This is a genomic window from Microvirga arabica, from assembly GCF_016811235.1.
GTDB classification, from domain to species: domain Bacteria; phylum Pseudomonadota; class Alphaproteobacteria; order Rhizobiales; family Beijerinckiaceae; genus Microvirga; species Microvirga arabica.
The window spans coordinates 56,286-70,221 of the sequence record NZ_JAFBID010000015.1 but is presented as its reverse complement, the minus strand read 5'-3'; the positions used below and the strand labels follow the sequence as shown (position 1 = coordinate 70,221).

Annotated in this window: 15 protein-coding genes and 1 tRNA gene; 1 reads left to right on the top strand and 15 read right to left on the bottom strand. The window is 63.7% G+C overall.

What is annotated here, in order from left to right:
- Positions 1–14 precede the first annotated feature (14 nt).
- The 12 genes from nuoE to JQC81_RS10375 all read right to left on the bottom strand — a co-directional run bounded on the left by nuoE (position 15) and on the right by JQC81_RS10375 (position 8,775).
- On the bottom strand, positions 15–1,073 hold the full coding sequence (gene nuoE, locus JQC81_RS10430) for an NADH-quinone oxidoreductase subunit NuoE (RefSeq protein WP_203271751.1): 1,059 nt from the start codon (positions 1,071–1,073) through the stop codon (positions 15–17).
- Positions 1,074–1,186: 113 nt separating this feature from the next.
- Positions 1,187–2,377 (bottom strand): NADH-quinone oxidoreductase subunit D, encoded by a 1,191-nt coding sequence (locus tag JQC81_RS10425; protein WP_203271750.1) that lies wholly within the window; start codon positions 2,375–2,377, stop codon positions 1,187–1,189.
- Positions 2,378–2,397: 20 nt separating this feature from the next.
- Positions 2,398–3,000 (bottom strand): NADH-quinone oxidoreductase subunit C, encoded by a 603-nt coding sequence (locus JQC81_RS10420; protein WP_203271749.1) that lies wholly within the window; start codon positions 2,998–3,000, stop codon positions 2,398–2,400.
- Between the two features lie 14 nt (positions 3,001–3,014).
- Positions 3,015–3,599 carry a NuoB/complex I 20 kDa subunit family protein gene (locus tag JQC81_RS10415; protein WP_203271748.1) on the bottom strand — a complete coding sequence of 195 codons (585 nt, stop codon included), beginning with the start codon at positions 3,597–3,599 and terminating at the stop codon, positions 3,015–3,017.
- Positions 3,590–3,955, bottom strand: coding sequence for an NADH-quinone oxidoreductase subunit A (locus tag JQC81_RS10410; RefSeq protein WP_201860193.1), 366 nt, complete (start codon positions 3,953–3,955; stop codon positions 3,590–3,592). The genes JQC81_RS10415 and JQC81_RS10410 overlap by 10 nt, the downstream gene beginning before the upstream one ends.
- Before the next feature lie 325 nt (positions 3,956–4,280).
- Positions 4,281–4,357 (bottom strand) — tRNA-Asp (locus tag JQC81_RS10405).
- Between the two features lie 154 nt (positions 4,358–4,511).
- Positions 4,512–5,012 (bottom strand): MerR family transcriptional regulator, encoded by a 501-nt coding sequence (locus JQC81_RS10400; RefSeq protein ID WP_203271779.1) that lies wholly within the window; start codon positions 5,010–5,012, stop codon positions 4,512–4,514.
- A 20-nt stretch (positions 5,013–5,032) separates the two neighbouring features.
- Positions 5,033–5,344: an integration host factor subunit alpha gene (locus JQC81_RS10395; protein ID WP_009491113.1), complete on the bottom strand. Its 312-nt coding sequence runs from the start codon at positions 5,342–5,344 to the stop codon at positions 5,033–5,035.
- A 126-nt stretch (positions 5,345–5,470) separates the two neighbouring features.
- Positions 5,471–6,448 carry a beta-ketoacyl-ACP synthase III gene (locus JQC81_RS10390; protein ID WP_203271747.1) on the bottom strand — a complete coding sequence of 326 codons (978 nt, stop codon included), beginning with the start codon at positions 6,446–6,448 and terminating at the stop codon, positions 5,471–5,473.
- Between the two features lie 92 nt (positions 6,449–6,540).
- Positions 6,541–7,575 (bottom strand): phosphate acyltransferase PlsX, encoded by a 1,035-nt coding sequence (plsX, locus tag JQC81_RS10385; RefSeq protein ID WP_203271746.1) that lies wholly within the window; start codon positions 7,573–7,575, stop codon positions 6,541–6,543.
- Positions 7,576–7,716: 141 nt separating this feature from the next.
- The gene (locus tag JQC81_RS10380; RefSeq protein ID WP_203271745.1) at positions 7,717–8,232 is read right to left on the bottom strand and encodes a YceD family protein; all 516 of its coding nucleotides are present in this window, start codon (positions 8,230–8,232) and stop codon (positions 7,717–7,719) included.
- A 12-nt stretch (positions 8,233–8,244) separates the two neighbouring features.
- Positions 8,245–8,775, bottom strand: a complete 531-nt coding sequence (locus JQC81_RS10375; protein ID WP_203271744.1) for a ubiquinol-cytochrome C chaperone family protein — start codon at positions 8,773–8,775, stop codon at positions 8,245–8,247.
- A 104-nt stretch (positions 8,776–8,879) separates the two neighbouring features.
- Here JQC81_RS10375 and JQC81_RS10370 point away from each other — a divergent pair, with 104 nt between their 5' ends.
- Positions 8,880–9,335: an outer membrane protein assembly factor BamE gene (locus JQC81_RS10370; RefSeq protein WP_203271743.1), complete on the top strand. Its 456-nt coding sequence runs from the start codon at positions 8,880–8,882 to the stop codon at positions 9,333–9,335.
- 116 nt (positions 9,336–9,451) lie between these two features.
- Here JQC81_RS10370 and JQC81_RS10365 read toward each other — a convergent pair whose 3' ends face one another.
- From JQC81_RS10365 to thiL, 3 genes are all read right to left on the bottom strand, one after another.
- On the bottom strand, positions 9,452–11,578 hold the full coding sequence (locus JQC81_RS10365; protein ID WP_203271742.1) for a sodium-translocating pyrophosphatase: 2,127 nt from the start codon (positions 11,576–11,578) through the stop codon (positions 9,452–9,454).
- Between the two features lie 149 nt (positions 11,579–11,727).
- Complete coding sequence (locus JQC81_RS10360) at positions 11,728–12,966, bottom strand: MFS transporter (RefSeq protein ID WP_203271741.1); 1,239 nt, start codon at positions 12,964–12,966, stop codon at positions 11,728–11,730.
- Entirely contained in the window at positions 12,941–13,930 is a 990-nt protein-coding gene (thiL, locus tag JQC81_RS10355; RefSeq protein WP_203271740.1) for a thiamine-phosphate kinase, read from the bottom strand. The genes JQC81_RS10360 and thiL overlap by 26 nt, the downstream gene beginning before the upstream one ends.
- Between the last annotated feature and the right edge of the window lie 6 nt (positions 13,931–13,936).

The window sequence follows — 13,936 nt, the reverse complement described above, 5'->3', positions numbered from 1 at the left end:
TCCCGACATCTCCATCAGGACGTCATGTTGTCTTTGTCGACGGTCACGGCCGGCTTGCTCTCGCTGCCGTCGCGGCGTGTCTCGGCCTGGGCAGGCGGCGTTCCGGCTTCCGGGGTCGTCGGGCTGGAGGGCACCGCTTCACCATCCTTCGTCGGCGATGCCACATAGGACTTGCTGCTCTGCGGAGCAGGCCTTGCGCCCTCTTCCGTATGCGACTTGCCCTTGGTGGCCGTCGACGGATCGGCGGCTTCCTTCTGGTCGACCGGATTGATCGGCGTCTCGCCTTCCTTGGCACGCTCCGCAGGGGTGTCCGCAACGGGGCTCTCGATGGGGCGACCGGCCGTCGGCTTTGCAGCCTTCACCTGTTCTGGAATGGACGCCATGGCTGCAGCGGTTTCACCCGTCTCGGCAGCCTTCGCCTGTTCGTCGAAGCGCTTGCGCCAGGCGCCAACTTGCGAGCCGTCGTAGAGCGTCGGATCCTGCAGGGTGTTCACGGCCTCGAAAGGCTCGGACCGGTTCCGGCCGATCTGCGAACCCTTCTTCACGGGACGACCGGCGGCAAGATCGTCGAGAAGCTTCTCGAAATTCTCAGCCGTCAGGTCCTCGTAGTAGTCGTCGTTGATCTGTACCATCGGGGCGTTGGAGCAGGCACCCAGGCACTCGACTTCGAGCCACGAGAAGTTGCCGTCAGGGCTGACATGGTTCTGCTCGCCGACGCGGCTTTCCAGGACCTTCCGGATGTCCCCGGCCCCGCGCAGCATGCAGGGCGTCGTGCCGCAGAACTGGATGAAATGCTTGCCGACCGGCTCGAGGTTGAACATCGTGTAGAAGGTCGCCACCTCCATCACGCGGATGACCGCCATGTCGAGCTTCGCGGCCACGGCCTCGATGGCCTTGCGCGGAAGCCAGCCGCCCGCCTGCTCCTGGGCCTTGCCCAGCAACGCCATCACAGCCGAGGCCTGACGGCCCGGGGGATACTTGGCGATTTCCTTGTCCGCAAAAGCCTCGGTCTCCGGGGAGAGAACGAAGCTCTGGGGCTGCAATTCTTCAGGCGCGAGCTTACGAACGGCCATACACTCTTCTCCTCATCGTCATGGCCGGGCATCAGCCCGGCCACACGACTTGAACCAATTCAGCACGCTTCAAAGAGCGTGGCTTCCTGCTCCGCCTACGGGGCAGGTATTCCTCAGCGGTCGACCTCGCCGAACACGATGTCGAGGGAGCCCAGAACGCCCGCGACGTCGGCCAGCATGTGGCCGCGGCACATGAAATCCATGCCCTGCATATGGGCGAAGCCCGGGGCGCGGATCCTGCAGCGGTAGGCCTTGTTGGTGCCGTCCGACACGAGATAGACGCCGAACTCGCCCTTCGGGGCCTCCACGGCGGCATAAACCTCGCCCGCGGGGACGTGGAAGCCTTCCGTGAAAAGCTTGAAGTGGTGGATCAGCGCTTCCATCGAGCGCTTCATGTCCTTGCGCGAGGGCGGGGCGACCTTGCCGTCGAGCGTAGTCACGGGACCCTGGCCGTCCGGCGCGCGCAGCTTGGCGATGCACTGGCGCATGATGCGCACGGACTGGCGCATCTCCTCCATGCGGATCACTTGGCGGTCGTAGTTGTCGCCGTTCCGGCCCACGGGGATGTCGAACTCCATCTCCTCGTAGCACTCGTAGGGCTGCGACTTGCGCAGGTCCCAGGCCACGCCGCAGCTGCGCACGAGCGGCCCGGAGAAGCCCCAGCGGAAACAATCGTCCAGGGTGATGGTGCCGATATCGACGTTGCGCTGCTTGAAGATGCGGTTGCCGATCACGAGGGTGTCGAGGTCATCGAGAACCTGCAGGAACGGATCGCAGAAAGCTTCGATATCGTCGATCAGCTCCGGCTGGATATCCATGCTCACGCCGCCGGGGCGGAAGTAGTTGGCATGCATGCGCGAGCCCGAAACGCGCTCGTAGAAGATCATCAGCTTCTCGCGCTCCTCGAAGCCCCAGAGGGGCGGCGTGAGCGCGCCCACGTCCATGGCCTGCGTGGTCACGTTGAGGAGATGCGACAGAAGCCGGCTGATCTCGAGGAACAGCACGCGGATCAGCTGGGCCCGCCGGGGCACCTGGATGCCGAGAAGCTTCTCGATGGCGAGGCAGTAGGCGTGTTCCTGGCTCATGGGCGCGACATAGTCGAGCCGGTCGAAATAGGGATTGGCCTGAACGTAGGTCTTGTACTCGATCAGCTTCTCGGTGCCGCGGTGGAGCAGGCCGATATGGGGATCGACACGCTCGACCACCTCGCCGTCCAGCTCCAGCACGAGGCGCAGAACGCCGTGTGCAGCCGGGTGCTGCGGGCCGAAATTGATCGTGAAGTTGCGGATATTATGCTCGCCCATGGGTCGCCCTTTCCGCTCCTTTAAGCCTTGGCCTTCTCGTCACCCGGCAGCACGTAATCCGTGCCCTCCCAGGGAGAGAGGAAGTCGAAGTTGCGGAACTCCTGGCTGAGCTTCACCGGCTCGTAGACCACGCGACCTTGGCCATCGTCGTAGCGAACCTCGACATAGCCGGTCATGGGGAAGTCCTTGCGCAGCGGATGCCCTTCGAAGCCGTAGTCCGTGAGGATGCGGCGAAGGTCTGGGTGGCCCGAGAACAGGATGCCATACAGGTCGTAAGCCTCGCGCTCGTACCAGTTCGCAGCCGGGAAGAGGCCGACGAGCGAGGGAACCGGCGTCGCCTCGTCGGTCATCACCTTCACGCGGATGCGGCGGTTATGGTGCGGTGCCAGGAAGTGGTACACCACGTCGAACCGCTCTTCGCGCGCCGGGTAATCGGCGCCGCAGATGTCGATGAAACAGACGAAGCGGCACTGCGGATCATCTCGCAGGAATGTCACCACCTGCACGATTTCCTCGCGACGGGCGACGATGGTCAGCTCGTCGAAGGCAATCGCACGATCCACAACGGCCTCGCCGAGGGACGAGGCGATATGGTCGCTCAGGGCTTGGAGCTCAGCACTCATACGATGACCTTTGCTCAGCGCTCGATAGTACCGGTGCGGCGGATCTTCTTCTGCAGAAGGAGCACGCCATAGAGGAGTGCCTCAGCCGTGGGCGGGCAGCCCGGCACGTAGATGTCGACCGGCACGATGCGGTCGCAGCCACGCACCACGGAATAGGAGAAGTGATAATAGCCGCCGCCATTGGCGCAGGAGCCCATGGAGATGACGTAGCGCGGCTCCGGCATCTGGTCGTAGACCTTGCGGAGCGCGGGAGCCATCTTGTTGGTGAGCGTACCGGCCACAATCATCACGTCCGACTGGCGCGGTGAGGCGCGCGGCGCGAACCCAAAGCGCTCGGCGTCGTAGCGCGGCATGGACATCTGCATCATCTCGACGGCGCAGCAGGCCAGACCGAAGGTCATCCACATGAGCGAGCCGGTGCGCGCCCAGGTGATGAGGTCCTCGGTCGAGGTAACGAGAAAGCCCTTGTCGGACAATTCCTCGTTGATGGAGACGAAATAAGGATCCGTCGAGCCGACCGGCTTGCCGGTGCTCGGGTCGATGATGCCGCGGGGAGCGGGAGCGACCAGGGTCGACTGGTTGTCGGAGATCAATCCCATTCGAGGGCTCCCTTCTTCCACTCGTAGATGAAGCCGACCGTCAGCACTCCAAGGAAGATCATCATGGAGGAGAAGCCGAACCAGCCGAGATTCCCGAACGTAATAGCCCAGGGGAACAGGAACGCCACTTCGAGGTCGAAGATGATGAAAAGAATGGCCACCAGATAAAACCGCACGTCGAACTTCATGCGGGCGTCGTCGAACGCGTTGAAGCCGCACTCATAGGCGGACAGCTTCTCCTGGTCTGGGCGGCTGTAGGCGACGATGAACGGCGCCACGAGCAGCGCCACCCCGATCAGGAGCGAGACGCCGATGAAGATGACAAGAGGCAGGTAGTCGGCGAGGAGATTCGTCATACGACACCTAGAAGGACAGGAATCCGGCCCGGGGCCGGCAATCTGCAACGCATTTAAGCCTCAGAAAGGCCTAAAACACCCCCCTGCGACATCACGCTGATTGCGCCGGAGCCTTAGCCGAGATCCCCTTCCGTGACAAGTGTTTGCACTGCCGCAAAAAGAACCATTCCAAACTGGGATGCTGTCTCTTCGGCGGTCTGAGCTGCCTTTCGATTGGCAGCGCCCCGGCGCGGCTGACGGCAGCCCATGAAGCTGACGCTGGACCATGGACATCCACACGACCCCGCAAGGGTCGCCTTGATTCTGATTTTTCAAAGGGGAGAAGTGGCGCGGGCGACGGGGCTCGAACCCGCGACCTCCGGCGTGACAGGCCGGCACTCTAACCGACTGAGCTACGCCCGCGCATCGGACCGCCGAAGCGGTGTGGGTGCGGTTTAAGAGCCGCTCATCACCCTGTCAAGGGTGCAACGCACTCATTTTCGATTGGCCTGCCGAAACGGGTACAATGCGGGCAGGCATCCGGCCCGAAGCCGGATCGCAGCTGCCGGATGGGCGGCTATTCCGTGACCAGAGCCTCTCCGGGGCTCCGCAAAGACGTCAGCACCCGGTCGCACTCATAGAGCTCTTCCAGAGCCCCTTGGAGCTCGCGGAGCGCCTCCCGGGACAGTTCGCCTTGGGGGACAGGAGAGAGATCGTCCTCTTCGGGCAGCAAAGCCTCTGAGACCGGAGCGTCCTCATCGGGATGTGCCACGTCGCGCTGAGAACCAAGCTCGGCAAGTGTTTGCTCACCCCGGCCGATCCCCTGGACGAAGCGAACGCCCTCTGCCTTCAGAATCCGCTGAACCCCCTTGATCGTATAGCCTTCGCCATAGAGGAGATGGCGGATCCCTTTGAGCAGATCGACGTCGTCCGGACGGTAGTAGCGGCGCCCGCCACCGCGCTTCAGCGGCTTGATATGATTGAACCGTGTTTCCCAGAAGCGCAGCACATGTTGAGGAACATCGAGATCATCCGCGACCTCGCTGATCGTGCGGAATGCGTCGGGGCTCTTGTCCATGACGCCGCTTGCCATCCGGATCAATCCTCGCCTTCGAAGGTCTCACCGTTGATGTGCGCCTTCAAGACGTTCGAAGGCTTGAAAACCATGACCCGGCGTGGGTCGATCGGAACCTCGACGCCAGTCTTTGGGTTGCGGCCGACGCGCTCGCCCTTGCTGCGCACGATGAACGAGCCGAAGGAGGACAGCTTGACCGTCTCGCCGGCGGCCAGGGAGTCGCAGATTTCAGCCAGAACCCGCTCCACCAGCTCCGCTGATTCTGTCCGCGACAGGCCTACCTTCTGGTAAACCGCCTCGCTCAGATCCGCTCTCGTTATCGTTTTGCCAGCCATTGAGCTCCCCAGCGCACTTGAGTTCGTTGGTCCTGTCGCCGTGTGACGACGCTATGCAGATGGCTCCCTACGGTCAACCGCCAAGGTGTGATCCATCGATACCACCAGAGTTCAATTGCCTCGATCCTACCACCGGATCAAGGCGCTTCCCCAGGTGAAGCCGCCGCCGATCGCCTCGATCATCACGAGGTCGCCGTCCTTGATCCGGCCGTCCTTTCGGGCTGCGTCCAGAGCCAGCGGGATCGAGGCCGCCGAGGTGTTGCCGTGCTTGTTGACGGTGATGACCACCTTCTCAGGCGCGATCCCGAGCTTGTCGGCGCTGGCCGTGATGATGCGCTTGTTCGCCTGGTGCGGCACAAACCATTTCAGGTCGTCAGCAGTGGTTCCAGTTGCCTTGAAAGCGTCCTGCACCACGTCAGCCACCATGCCGACGGCGAACTTGAAGACCTCGCGGCCCTCCATCTTGAGCACGCCCGTGGTCCTCGTGGAACCCGGTCCCCCATCCACGTAGAGCTTGTCCCGATAGCGCCCGTCGGAGCGGAGATGGGATGTCAGGACGCCGCGATCCGCGGAGGTGCCCTCCCCGTCCTGGGCCTCAAGCACGAGCGCGCCCGCGCCGTCACCGAAGAGCACGCAGGTGGTCCGGTCGTTCCAGTCGAGGATCCGCGAGAAGGTCTCTGCCCCCACCACAAGCGCGCGTTTGTGCGAACCGGATTGCAGAAATTTGTCCGCGGTGGCCACGGCATAGACGAAGCCCGTGCAGACAGCCTGCAGGTCGAAGGCCATGCCGTGGGTCATGCCAAGGCCGGTCTGGATCATGGTGGCCGTCGATGGGAAGGTGTAGTCGGGCGTCGAGGTCGCGCAGATGACGAGATCGATGTCGTTGGCGGTCAGCCCGGCATCGGCCAGGGCGGCCTCCGCCGCCTTGATGCCGAGAACCGACGTGGTCTCGTCATCCTCTGCGATGTGCCGCTCTTCGATGCCGGTCCGCTGCACGATCCAATCGTGAGAGGTATCCACCAGCTTCTCGATATCCTGGTTCGTCAGCTTGCGCCTCGGCAGATAGGAGCCGACGCCGCGTACGATGGAACGGGTGCGTTTCAAGATGCGCCTTCCTACAGCACGATCCGGGCAAGTGGGAACCGGTTGCCCGAAAAGATCATGCTATTCCAAATGTTTAAGAGCATATACACGCTCTAAGCAGTCTGTCCGACCGGATCATGATCGAGCATGCTCCGGATCGTGTTCATCAGTTCAAAGTGCGCCATGTCATAGGCGACATCGATGGCGCTGGCGAAGCCGAGATCGTCGGTGCCGCCGTGGCTTTTCACCACAACCCCCTCGAGGCCCAGGAACACGCCGCCATTGACCTTGCGGGGGTCCATCTTGTCCCGGAGAGCGTTAAAAGCCTGTTTCGCGAAAAGGTAGCCGATCTTTGCCATCAGGGTTCGGCTCATGGCCGAGCGGAGATACTGGCCGATCTGCTTGGCGGTGCCTTCGGCCGTCTTTAGGGCAATGTTGCCGGTGAAGCCCTCGGTCACGACCACGTCGACGGTGCCCTTGCCGATGTCGTCCCCTTCGACGAAGCCGCGATAATCGAGGTTCGGCAGGTTCGTCTCCTTGAGGATCCGGCCGGCCTCCTTGACCGCCTCGATCCCCTTGATCTCCTCCGTGCCGACGTTGAGAAGCCCAACTGTGGGACGCTCAAGATCGAAGACGATCCGGGCCATGGCTGCGCCCATGATGGCCATATCGACCAGATGCCCTGCATCGGCACCGATGGTCGCTCCCACATCGAGCACGATGCTCTCGCCCCGCATGGTCGGCCACATGGCGGCGATCGCCGGGCGCTCGATGTGGGCCATGGTCTTCAGACAGACCTTGGCGGTCGCCATGAGCGCTCCGGTGTTGCCCGCGGACACCATTGCGTCCGCCTCCCCGTCGCGGACCGCCTGCACGGCGCGCCACATGGAGGATTTGCCACGTCCCATCCGGATGGCCTGGCTGGGCTTCTCGTCCATGGAGATTGCCATGTCGGTATGACGCAGCTCCGTGGCGGCCTTCAGCCGGGGATGCGCATCCAGCAGAGGCGCGATCACCGTCTCGTTGCCGAACATCAGGAAGCGCAGGTCAGGGTGCCGCTCCAGGGCCAAGGCAGCGCCCGGGATCACAACGGATGGACCGTGATCGCCCCCCATCGCATCGAGCGAAATACGCACCGGCTTCGGCATGAACGGTTTTTCTTTCTTTTAAGTCATTCAACAGGGGGCGGAAAATAGCGGTTTGCGGGGGCTCCGCAACTGAATTCTGATTTCCCGCAAAAGGGTCGGCGGCAGGCGAGATCCGCGATGCAAGGGCCTCCGAACCGCCCGCTACTTGCCTTCCCGGAGCTTGTTCAAGGCTGCAAACGGCGAATCCTTCTCGTCGGAAGGATCCCGGTAGTCGAAGTCGACACCGGGCTTGCGCGGATAGGGATCGAGCCCGAGGGCCAGGAACTCTGCCGTGAGGGCGCCCAGGTCGATCTGGCCGTTCACGATCTCATCCGGAGGCTCATACTCGTTGATATCCGTCGGCGGCTCGGCCGGCATGCCAGAGGACTCGGCGAAATCCACTTCAACCTCCTCCTCGACGGCGGAATCGAAGGGCTCGAGGGTCGTGACGCAGATCTGGGTGATCGAGGCCCTGACGGTCCCCGTTACATTGATCCCCTTGGCCGAGGTTTTCAGGTGATAGTCGCCGCTGAGCGCCTGGATTCCGGGCAATCCGAAGTCCCGGGCGAGCGCTGCGCATTCCTCAGCCGTTGCCTCCACATGCACGTCCTGCCCACGGGGCGGGATCCTCATGACGTCGACGAGTCGCGACAATGGACCCACGGTTTCAGGTGTCATGGGGTTCCCTCCTTATGCGAAAGCTTCGGGCCTGGGGAAGACAGGCCCTGTTTCCAGAAGCGCGTCGAGGCTGGCCGTCTTGAACTGCTGATCGGCCGCGAGAGCATAACGCGCAAGGGAGGTCGCCGGTGCCTCGGTGCCATAGGCATTCCGGCCAAGAGCCGATGCAAGGCCCGCCTCGTCCGAGGCGTTGAGCGGCCCATCGTAGGCCTGGGCCCTTCCATAAAAGGATTCGGCGATCTTCTTCATCCGCTTAGGGACCACCGTATCGCCCACCCCCATCTCTCTTAGGGAAGCGTCCATGTCCCTGAAGAAGGCGTCGGTCAGGTCCTTGGCCACCTCATCGGCCGGAGGAGGCATGTCGCGCAGGGCCCGGAGCACCAGGATCATGTGGAGCGACAGAGCCTCGAACCGCCCCTCAAGGGTGTCCGGGATGCTGAGTGACGCGTAGAGCCCTGGCTCACGGGATGCCGTCGCAACCTTCTTGTAGAGAGTTGCGATGATCGTGCGGCGGGGATCCTTGCGGAAGAGACTGAAGATCACAGCCCTGCCCTTCCAAAGCTTGTCAAAATCGTAGCCTCGGGTTACGCCATCACGGTCCATAGGCGCAAGCTTATCCGCGCCGCATTTTCTGGAAGAACCGTACGATGCGTCGATATCATCCTCTTTTGGTGCGCCTGGCTGCTGCAACCGTTCTCGCCTCGTCCGTCGCCGCCTGCACGATTGGCGAGGAATTTCAACGCGGCTACGTCGTGGATGAGCGCGCCATCTCCCAGGTGAAGAAGGGAATGAGCGCCGAGCAGGTTCTGCAGACCCTTGGAACCCCCTCCACGGTCTCCACCGTCGGCAACCGGAACTGGTACTACATCAGCCAGAAGTCACGCCGCAATCTTCAGTTCATGGGCGAGCAGGTGGTCGACCAGCAGGTGACGGCCGTCTATTTCGACAACAATCTCCGCGTCGAGCGCATCGCGCTTTACGGCTTGCAGGATGGCCGCGTCTTCGACTTCATCAGCCGCACCACCCCTGCCGGCGGCGAGGAGTCGAGCTTCCTCGGACAGATCTTCCGCGGTGTGAACAGCTTCAACCCGTTCGGGACCTAAGCCGGAACGGTCGGAAACCTCGATGGCCGGGCTCGTCCCGGCCATTTTCATGTCGAACGCGTCATGAAAAACCCGCGGCTCGCACCGCGGGTTTTTCACATTCAAGGCTGCTGCTTCTACGAGTGGGCCAGGATGGCCAGGAGCAGCAGGGCGATGATGTTGGTGATCTTGATCGCCGGGTTCACGGCAGGGCCTGCCGTGTCCTTGTAGGGGTCGCCGACGGTGTCGCCGGTCACGGAGGCCTTGTGGGCTTCCGAGCCCTTGTGGTGGGTGGTGCCGGAGGCATCCGTGAACCCATCCTCGAAGGACTTCTTGGCGTTGTCCCAGGCACCGCCGCCCGAGGTCATCGAGATGGCGACGAAGAGGCCTGTCACGATCACGCCCAGCAGCATGGCGCCCACGGCCGAGAAGGCCTCGGACTTGCCGGCCACCCAATAGACCACAAAGTAGGTCACGATGGGTGCCAGTACCGGCAGGAGCGACGGCACGATCATCTCCTTGATCGCCGCCCGGGTCAGCATGTCGACGGCGCGGCCGTAATCGGGACGGTCGGTGCCGGCCATGATGCCCGGCTTCTCCCGGAACTGACGGCGCACTTCCTCAACCACCGCACCGGCTGCCCGGCCCACGGCCGTCATGGCGATGCCGCCGAAGAGGAACGGGATCAGACCGCCGAACAGAAGACCCACCACCACATAGGGATTGGTCAGGGAGAAGTTCGGAGCCACACCCTGGAAGTACGGATACTGCGCCGCGTTCTGGGTGAAGTAGTTCAGGTCCGAGGTGTAGGCCGCAAACAACACCAGGGCACCGAGGCCCGCGGAGCCGATGGCATAGCCCTTCGTCACCGCCTTCGTGGTGTTGCCGACGGCGTCGAGAGCGTCCGTGGACTTACGGACCTCCTTCGGCAGGCCGGCCATCTCGGCGATGCCGCCTGCGTTGTCCGTCACCGGACCGAAGGCGTCGAGAGCCACGATCATGCCTGCGACGCCCAACATCGCCGTCACCGCGATGGCGATGCCGAACAGGCCCGCCAGCTTGAAGGCCACGACGATGCCCGCGATGATGACGATGGTCGGCAGCGCGGTGGACTCGAGGGAGACCGCAAGACCCTGGATCACGTTCGTGCCGTGCCCGGTGACCGAGGACTGAGCGATCGACCGTACGGGGCGGAAGCCGACGCCGGTATAGTACTCGGTGATGACGACGATGAGAGCCGTCACGGCAAGGCCGATGACTGCGCACCAGAACAGGTCCTGGCCGGTAAACTCCGCTCCCGCAATGGCGCCGAAGCCGATCATCTGCCAGGTCACGAGGCCAATGGCGACGGCGGACAGAACACCGGTCACGATCAGCCCCTTGTAAAGCGCGCCCATGATGGACTCGTTCTGACCAAGCTTAACGAAGAAGGTGCCGAGGATCGAGGTGACGATGCAGGCCGCGCCGATGCCGAGCGGATACATCAGCATGGTGTCGAGATTCGCCTGTCCGGCGAAGAAGATCGCCGCGAGAACCATGGTGGCCACCACGGTGACCGCATAGGTCTCGAACAGGTCGGCGGCCATGCCGGCGCAGTCGCCGACATTGTCGCCCACGTTGTCGGCGATGGTGGCGGGATTGCGCGGATCGTCCTCCGGAATGCCGGCCTCGACCTTGCCCACGAGATCGCCGCCCACGTCGGCGCCCTTGGTGAAGATGCCGCCGCCGAGACGGGCGAAGATGGAGATCAGCGAGGCGCCGAAGCCCAGCGCCACGAGGCTGTCGATGACCACACGGTCGGACGGAGCCAATCCGTCGATCCGGGTGAGATAGCCGTAGTAGAGAGCCACACCGAGAAGAGCGAGTCCGGCGACGAGCATGCCCGTCACGGCACCCGCCTTGAAGGCCACGTCGAGGCCTCCGCCCAGGGACTGAGTCGCGGCTTGGGCGGTGCGGACGTTGGCGCGGACGGAGACGTTCATGCCGATGAAGCCGGCCGCACCCGACAGGATGGCGCCGATAGCGAAACCGATGGCAACCCGGATGCCGAGGAAATAGGCAATCACGGCGAACAGCACGACGCCGACGATTGCGATGGTGACGTATTGCCGGCGAAGGTAAGCCTTCGCGCCCTCGGCAATCGCCCCGGCGATTTCCTGCATACGCTGAGAACCGGCGTCCCGCTTCATCACGTCGCTGATGGCCCAGAAGCCATACGCGATCGAGAGAAGCCCGCCCAAGATAATTAGGGTGAGTGCCATCATGCCATCCTTGTTATGGGAAAGCAGAAAGCCGCTCCTCAAGGCTCGTTTTCTGGCCTTGAGCGGCCCCTACCCCCAGCGAACTTTATATTTGGTGGCAAAAAACTAGGCAGTTCGCAACAATCCTGCGGAAAGAACCCACAGGAGAGCCTTTATACTTTAGCGGGTGCGAGCAGCTTGGCTTTCTGCTGCCAAGCCAGGAGAGCTAGGGCGATGGCGACCGGCGGGAAGACCAGCCAGTTCACGCTTTCCCAGCCGCCGGCGCTCAAGAGCTTGCCGGACGAGAACGACGCCAGGGCCACCGAGCCGAAGATCAGAAAGTCATTAGCGGCCTGCACCTTGGCTCGCTCTTCCGGACGGTAGCAGTCGGTCACGAGGGCGGTGGCTCCGATGAAGCCGAAGTTCCAGCCAAGGCCGAGGAGGATCAAGGTGATCCAGAAATGGGCGACCGTGATGCCCGAGAGCCCGATCACAGCGGAGACGGCGATCAGCACGAGCCCTGCTGCCGTCACCGGCCCCTTGCCATAGCGGGAGATCAGGCGGCCGGTGAAGAAGCTTGGGCCGAACATGGCCAGGATATGCCACTGGATGCCGAGCGCGGCGGCGCCGACCGAGTGGCCGCAGCCGATCATCGCCAAAGGGGCTGCCGTCATCATGAAGGTCATGAGGCTGTACGACACCAGTCCCGTGACCGCCGCCACAATAAAGCGGGGCTGGCGCACGATCTCGCTCAAGGGCCTGCCGCCGCCTGCCGTCGTGGAGGTGATGCTCACCGGCGCCGGCCGCAGGAACCACACGACGATCATCGACAGGAAAGCGAGGGCCGCCTGCCCCAGGAAAGCTCCGGCAAAGGGCGCGGCCGGCATGGCGTCCCGGGTCCAGATCACGGTCTGCGGCCCGACCACGCCGGCAACCAGACCTCCGGTCATGACCCAGGAGATCGCTCTCGGCTTGAAGGCCTCTGAGGCCGCATCGGTCGCTGCGAACCGGTAGCTCTGGTTGAAGGAGCCGTAGCTGCCGATGATCAGGGTGCCGAGGCAGAAGAGCACGAAGCTGTAGGAGGCGATGCCGAAGGCCGCGAGGCAGCCGCCGGCGAGGCCGATCCCAGCGCCGACCACATAGCCGATGCGGCGGCCCGCCTTGCGCATCAGCATGGCGGCCGGGATGGTGCCGAGGGCCAGCCCGAGATTGAGCAGGCTCACGGGGAGGGTCGCCAGTTCCTTGTTCGAGGCAAGCGCCTGCCCCACGAGGCCACCAAGCGAGACCACGACGGCCGGGCTCGACCCGCCCAGCGCCATGGCGGCAGCCAGCACCAGCGCATTGTGCTTGGCAACAGCATCACTGGAAGGCGCTTTGTAAGAGGTATCAGAAATGCTGGTAGGAGCCGACATCATAGTGTCTTTCGCGACCGTTCATCCGAAAGACCGGCCGATCGGACCCTGGGACGACTCGGCCGATGACGGACAGGGGGATGCCGATGCTATCGGCCTCCTGGCGAAAGCTGTCGAGAGACTTTTGTGGAACAGTGCAGAGAATCTCGTAATCGTCGCCCCCGGTGAGGGCCAGGTCCAGCAGGTCCGGCGACGACTGGACGGCTTTGGCGGCGGCCGGTGACAGTGGCACCCGATCCGCCTCGACCAGGGCCGAGACGCCGCTGGCCCGCATCATCTTGGCGAGGTCGCCCGCGAGCCCGTCCGAGACGTCCATGGCGGCGCTGGCGTGATCACGCAGGGCAGCGGCGAGTTGGTGGCGAGGCTGGGGGTGGAGATAGCGGTCGGCGAGATGGGCCTTCTCGCCCGGCAAGAGGCCCTCGCTCCAGGCCGGCGTGGAGCGGAGCTTGAGGCCCAAGGCTCCATCGCCGATGGTGCCGGTGACGCAGACGAGATCGCCCACCTGCGCCGTGGTCCGCTGGACCATGCCGCCGGTCGGAACCTGGCCGACGGCGGTGACCGACAAGGTCAGCGGCCCCCTCGCCTTCACGGTATCGCCACCGAGGAGCGGGCAGGCGAAGTCCCGTGAGGCACCTCCGAGCCCGGCCGCGAAATCGGCGAGCCAAGTCTCGGTCCAGCCGTCAGGCAGGGCAAGGCTCAGGAGAAAGCCTGCCGGATCGGCGCCTTTGGCGGCGAGATCGGACACGTTCACGCCCAGCGCCTTGCGGGCGATGGAGCCGGGGGCGTCCTCGGGCAGGAAATGAACGCGCTCGACCAGGGCGTCCGTGGTGAGGACGAGATCGTGACCGGGCTTCGGCGTCAGGCGGGCCGCATCGTCCTTGAGGCCGAGGGCGCCGTCTCCGGCGATGGGGGCGAAGAAGCGCGCGATGAGGCTGTCCTCGCTCGGGCGTTCGCTCGCACTCATCGGCCG

Excerpts from the sequence above, each read along its gene's own strand:
- nuoE (WP_203271751.1), bottom strand. The coding sequence starts at position 1,073 with ATGGCCGTTCGTAAGCTCGCGCCTGAAGAATTGCAGCCCCAGAGCTTC.
- JQC81_RS10425 (WP_203271750.1), bottom strand. The coding sequence starts at position 2,377 with ATGGGCGAGCATAATATCCGCAACTTCACGATCAATTTCGGCCCGCAG.
- JQC81_RS10420 (WP_203271749.1), bottom strand. The coding sequence starts at position 3,000 with ATGAGTGCTGAGCTCCAAGCCCTGAGCGACCATATCGCCTCGTCCCTC.
- JQC81_RS10415 (WP_203271748.1), bottom strand. The coding sequence starts at position 3,599 with ATGGGATTGATCTCCGACAACCAGTCGACCCTGGTCGCTCCCGCTCCC.
- JQC81_RS10410 (WP_201860193.1), bottom strand. The coding sequence starts at position 3,955 with ATGACGAATCTCCTCGCCGACTACCTGCCTCTTGTCATCTTCATCGGC.
- JQC81_RS10400 (WP_203271779.1), bottom strand. The coding sequence starts at position 5,012 with ATGGACAAGAGCCCCGACGCATTCCGCACGATCAGCGAGGTCGCGGAT.
- JQC81_RS10395 (WP_009491113.1), bottom strand. The coding sequence starts at position 5,344 with ATGGCTGGCAAAACGATAACGAGAGCGGATCTGAGCGAGGCGGTTTAC.
- plsX (WP_203271746.1), bottom strand. The coding sequence starts at position 7,575 with ATGCCGAAGCCGGTGCGTATTTCGCTCGATGCGATGGGGGGCGATCAC.
- JQC81_RS10380 (WP_203271745.1), bottom strand. The coding sequence starts at position 8,232 with ATGACACCTGAAACCGTGGGTCCATTGTCGCGACTCGTCGACGTCATG.
- JQC81_RS10370 (WP_203271743.1), top strand. The coding sequence starts at position 8,880 with ATGCGTCGATATCATCCTCTTTTGGTGCGCCTGGCTGCTGCAACCGTT.
- JQC81_RS10365 (WP_203271742.1), bottom strand. The coding sequence starts at position 11,578 with ATGATGGCACTCACCCTAATTATCTTGGGCGGGCTTCTCTCGATCGCG.
- JQC81_RS10360 (WP_203271741.1), bottom strand. The coding sequence starts at position 12,966 with ATGTCGGCTCCTACCAGCATTTCTGATACCTCTTACAAAGCGCCTTCC.
- thiL (WP_203271740.1), bottom strand. The coding sequence starts at position 13,930 with ATGAGTGCGAGCGAACGCCCGAGCGAGGACAGCCTCATCGCGCGCTTC.